The organism is Bacillus sp. MUM 13 (assembly GCF_001866725.1).
Lineage (GTDB): Bacteria > Bacillota > Bacilli > Bacillales > DSM-1321 > Peribacillus.
Window position 1 is genome coordinate 1 of the sequence record NZ_MLYQ01000164.1, and the last position, 4865, is coordinate 4865.

Consider the following 4865-nt stretch of genomic DNA (forward strand, 5'->3'; position numbering starts at 1 on the left):
ATACTTAAATTCTATTATTAAAAAACTTTGACAAATTTAATTTTATCATAACAAATTCAAGTAAAATGTTTTTTCAAAAAAATTATAAAAAGGTTTTATTACCCAAAAATAAAAATTAGCTGTAAAAATAAAATTAGCTGTAAATTAAAAAAATGGCTGTTATATAATTAATTTAAGAAATACTAAATTGTTATGAGAGTGAATCTAATGAGCCATGATAAACTACTTTCAGTTGCCGATGTAGCTAAGATCTTGTTGAAATCGCAATTAGCAGTTATAAAGCTGGCAAACGAAAAAAAACTTAAGTTTTTAGAGACACCGAAAACGGTCTAATGTTTGAAAAAAGTGAAGTGGAACGATATGGTAATCTAAAAAATAGCAATAAAGGCATTCCACAGGAATCTGCCACAAATGGACTGTATTACTGGATGATACCTCGTTCTGTAAGGAAATGGGTTACCATACAGGAAATGATCAGATCGGATTATCACAATGGAATCATTGGTGCCAAGTGGAAAGGAGACCGCTCCAATCACAAAAAAAAGGGATAAGATTCTTCAGGAAAGCGGTCTAAGGGGAAAGTCTCTCGATGGGTTTGTAGATGCAAATCCTGGAGGAGCACGTACAGACATTGCATTAATAGCTGCCTTAGGTTTTTATTACTTTGATGAAGAGGGCCGCATCCAGTTGACCCATCAAGGTGAACAAATGCTTACCTCGTCGGAGCCAGCCAAAATCCTTACCGATCAAATGTTTCAATTTCGGTATCCATCACCTTACTCTGCGTCAATTAATATGAATAAAGAAAACCAAATTTTTCCATATCGATTTTTGTTTAGGCTATTGATGGAAGATGCATTAATAGATGTCGGATCTATAATAGATGCAGATGGTTTAATCCGTCTAACCCAAAAAGAAGTTGCCCAATATGTAATCCCTATTGCTAAAAAGGACCAGGATTTAGAAAAAATTGTTCAGCTTATCGCCGAACACAGAGAAAACAAAGATCAACTGGAGCCAAGTGATCTTTTTAATAACATCGCAATACATTCATTAATAATATTGAAATCAGCGGCTTTATCGAACGTTCAAAAGGTGCTTTATGGATAAAGCCAGATCTATATGTAATTAGTGAATTAGAGGCGCGGCTTAATAAAAACCCTAGAACAATTCAATATTATCCTGGGCTGGAAATTGAATATCAGCAACGTTTAGGAATGGATCTAACTAAATCGAAATTTATTCGTACACAAACTTCAAATCGAAAAGGCGGTGAAGTAGGGTTAAAACTTTTACTTGCAGAAGAATTTCAAAATAACCCTTTAACCATTGAAATGATTGATAAGAATTTTGTCAGTCAAATTGCCAAGAATATCGGAACTCCTGAAGAGGTAGCAATAAAAGTTTTGAATGATGTTCTAGAAAAAGACCCTTCTGACTACTTCTCCGAACAATACATTATTTATTCCCAAGGAGGAAGAGATTTTGCAAGGGACTTTGAGATAACAACAACAAAGATTTTTCAAGAATTGCTTGGAGAAAAAAATGCAAGATGGACAGGAAAAGAAGGAAAATCTCCTGATGTTGTCATTGACGTCTCTGCATTAACTGGAATCATTGATTGTAAGGCTGAGAGCGGTTATAGTATACCAAATGACCATATTAATCGAATATCTGAGAAGAAAGCGGGTATATCCCTACTTACAAAGCCAACTTTTTTCTTTATATTGCAGACAGTTTTGGCAAAAACTTTGTCAGAAACTTACGCAGAATAGAGAACAAAACCGGTGCAAAAGGGGCAGGAATTTCTGCAGAAGATCTGCTTTACCTGCTAAAACTTCACCGAGAAAAACAATTGAGCCCGGAAGTTTTATATAAATTATTTACTTGTGGAAATATTATAAATAAAACGGATATCTATGAAATTTCAAAAAAATAAAATTTTCTTGGCATGAGTACATATTGTATCGTACTCATGCCTTTACTTTACATCATAATCAATCATATATCTTAATATATTGACCTTCTTCTCTCTTTTCTTCTGAATAAGCATCTTTAAAATTCTTTAACGTTCTTATTACACTCTCACTTACTTCCTCTGCACCTTCACCTGTAACAATTATTTCCATATGATTAAATAAGCCTTCTATAACATTTGCGACTTCTAAAACTGTACCTATTGTTTCAATTTTGATCATGAATTAAAAACTCCTTTTTGTTAAATTAAATCTATTTGCAAGAATAAAGTCAGCATGCAGTTTTATGTGGTAAGGAATAGTATCATGAATATGAAAATAACGCTTGGTTTAAATACCAAACCAAGCGTTATTTGTTAAAATTCAAATTGTGTTTTTTTCTGTTAATTTTCTGAAAGGATAAGCGAAGTTTATCCTAATAAAACTCCTTGTTTTTCTTTACCTTACCGGTGCGCTTTTTAATACTACCGGTCAACAGCATTTCATTTAACTCGTTTTCCCATATGCCTAGTTCCACTTCATATGCTTCCCCCGTAGATGACTTTAAGATTGCTTGAATAATTATTTTAGCCCATTCCGGCGGGATAGCCATTCCCACTTGAAGGCGTACACTCACTTGAGGAATTGGGATATTAAAATAACTGTTACTAGAAATGATAGATATTCAGATTAAAAAAGAGGTTTACTCATCTTTGGAGTAAACCTCTTTCATATTTCCTCTAACCTCATTCAAATTCTTACCAAAGTCATAAGGAACTGAAAAATACTGCTTTCTACATTCTAAACATTCCACATCGCAAAGTCGGTTATAAATCAGTTGTTCTTGTTTCGATAAGTGCTTTGGTGGTTCTTCAATTCGGAATACATCTAAAATACCGCAGCATTCATACAGAACATCGTTTTGCTCCTTTACGACTTTGTTTCTTCCAACTCCATCGCTGTCTGCCCTTTTGTTGCTTGTTCTTTCTTGGCTTTTCCAGAACGCTTCTTCTTTTTGTTTTCGCCTGTTTTCAGCATTTCCTGGATATGTTCTTCATCCCATTTTGCTTCTTCCGTCGGATAAGTAACTCCTGCTAAGGTTTTTAGAACAGCTTCCACAATGATTTTTGCTCCTTTTGGAGGAACTGCCATCCCTATTTGCCTCCTGACACTTTCTTTTCCACCGACGAATTCATACCAGTCTGGGAAGGTTTGCAAGCGGGCACGTTCCCTATTGGTCAATGCTCTTGGTTCAGCATAATGGTAAATATGCGTTCCGCCTCCGCCGCTTCCAGTAACAGTATAACTAGGAGCGTCAGGATCTAAACGTCGGTATATGTTGCTCATTTTCGCACCCTTCACGTTCAGCCTTAAATGCTCTGGCAAATAATCCACCCAGCAGTTATCCCCAGGTCGGATATGAGAGAGCATTTCCACCACTTGATTCTGATGGTTCGTGAATTCATGATTCGTTGCATCGTCAGGTATCGAAGGATTTTCCAATGCCTGTCTTGCCGTTGTCCATTGTTCTCTGTTTTTATAAGGCGCTTCTGGAACTAGAAACTTTTTCCCTAGGTCTTTTCGTATTCCGACGATGATAATGCGGTGTCTGGCTTGTGGTACGCCGTACTCCTCAAAGCGGTATTTATGAGGAGTGATATAATAGCCATGTTCACCCGCTTCTTCCATCGCTTTCAGGATTTGGACGAACGCTTTTCCTTCATTGGCGCTTTCGAGGCCGCCTACATTCTCCGCTATAAAGGCAAGTGGATTATGATGGTTCAGCACCTTTATTCCGTACGTGTACAGACCTCCGTATTCCCCTTCCAGCCCTTTGGTTTCACCAACCAGACTGAAATCATTACACGGAAACCCAAACGCAAAAATTTGGACGGGAGGAAGAGATTCGATGTCCAGTTCTTTTACATCGCCGGACTTAACAGATTGAGCGAGTTCACTCTCTTCATCGTCTTTATCTAGTTCAAGAATATTTTTGCGGAACGTTTTGACAGTGTCTTGGTGAAAATCGTTTGCCCACGCATGTTCTACTTTGTATTCCTCGCCGTTCTCATCCAAAACGCGGTTTCCTTCTTCATCTATAACAACAGCCTGCTTTGCCCCAAGAGATAAGCCCCCTGGACCGCAGAACAGTTCTCCTTTTCGATATGTTGGCATGTCTATTAACTCCAATTTTGTGCATTTATTTGTATTTATATATTTTATATTAACACAACATGTCGAATTATGACATGTTATAAAGCTAGTAACTTCTGCATACCTCTACTATGAAAGGTAGCGAATCTTTTGTACTATTATAAGAACTTAGAGGGCACCGCTTTTGCAGATCCTTACATACGTGGCTTCAGAGAAATCCGAATTTTTGTCAGGTTATGCATCTAGCACCTTCCTGAATCACATCATGGGCAACTATCCCGAAATTGAGATTGAACTCATTATCGGAATGGCGAGAATATGTCCAGCCATTTTTTAATAAATCGAGTATTGTAGATGTAATTAATAATAAGTCTGTAGAGTTCTGATTAGATATAACCTTTCTCTTTAAGTGAAATGAATTTTTCTGTACACGCAACAATATGATCTAACAAATCAATGCCAATAATTTTTCCTGCTTCAGCCAATCTTTTAGTAACCTCAATATCTTCTCTGCTTGGAGTTGGATCATTACTAGGGTGATTGTGGGCTACAATAATCGATGCTGCATTGGATAATATAGCTGGTTTAAGAACTTCTCTTGGATGAACAATACTGGAATTCAGGCTTCCAATATGGCAAATATTAATTGCAGTTGGCTGATTTTTTGTATCCAGACAAACGACAATAAAATATTCACGATCGGCTTCCATGAAAAATTGCTTTAATAGATCATAAGCTGTTTTTGACACCCCTAAA

At 36.7% G+C, this 4865-nt stretch carries 5 protein-coding genes; 2 read left to right on the forward strand and 3 right to left on the reverse strand.

Going from position 1 to position 4865, the window contains the following annotated elements; all coding sequences use genetic code 11:
- Positions 1–492 precede the first annotated feature (492 nt).
- Positions 493–1110: an AlwI family type II restriction endonuclease gene (locus BIV59_RS22390; RefSeq protein ID WP_071353669.1), complete on the forward strand. Its 618-nt coding sequence runs from the start codon at positions 493–495 to the stop codon at positions 1108–1110.
- 107 nt (positions 1111–1217) lie between these two features.
- Positions 1218–1775: a PDDEXK family nuclease gene (locus tag BIV59_RS22395; RefSeq protein ID WP_071353670.1), complete on the forward strand. Its 558-nt coding sequence runs from the start codon at positions 1218–1220 to the stop codon at positions 1773–1775.
- Between the two features lie 222 nt (positions 1776–1997).
- On the opposite strand, the gene BIV59_RS22400 is transcribed toward BIV59_RS22395, so the two are convergent.
- From BIV59_RS22400 to BIV59_RS22410, 3 genes are all read right to left on the reverse strand, one after another.
- On the reverse strand, positions 1998–2198 hold the full coding sequence (locus tag BIV59_RS22400; protein ID WP_071353671.1) for a hypothetical protein: 201 nt from the start codon (positions 2196–2198) through the stop codon (positions 1998–2000).
- Between the two features lie 687 nt (positions 2199–2885).
- A complete protein-coding gene (locus tag BIV59_RS22405; protein WP_071353672.1) occupies positions 2886–4130 on the reverse strand; it encodes a DNA cytosine methyltransferase in 1245 nt (414 codons plus the stop codon).
- A gap of 365 nt (positions 4131–4495) precedes the next feature.
- On the reverse strand, positions 4496–4865 hold a 370-nt coding region (locus tag BIV59_RS22410), incomplete at its 5' end, for a JAB domain-containing protein (protein ID WP_071353673.1).

Coding starts and splice junctions, on each gene's coding strand:
- BIV59_RS22400 (WP_071353671.1), bottom strand. CDS start 2,198: ATGATCAAAATTGAAACAATAGGTACAGTTTTAGAAGTCGCAAATGTT.
- BIV59_RS22395 (WP_071353670.1), top strand. CDS start 1,218: ATGGATCTAACTAAATCGAAATTTATTCGTACACAAACTTCAAATCGA.
- BIV59_RS22405 (WP_071353672.1), bottom strand. CDS start 4,130: ATGCCAACATATCGAAAAGGAGAACTGTTCTGCGGTCCAGGGGGCTTA.
- BIV59_RS22390 (WP_071353669.1), top strand. CDS start 493: ATGGAATCATTGGTGCCAAGTGGAAAGGAGACCGCTCCAATCACAAAA.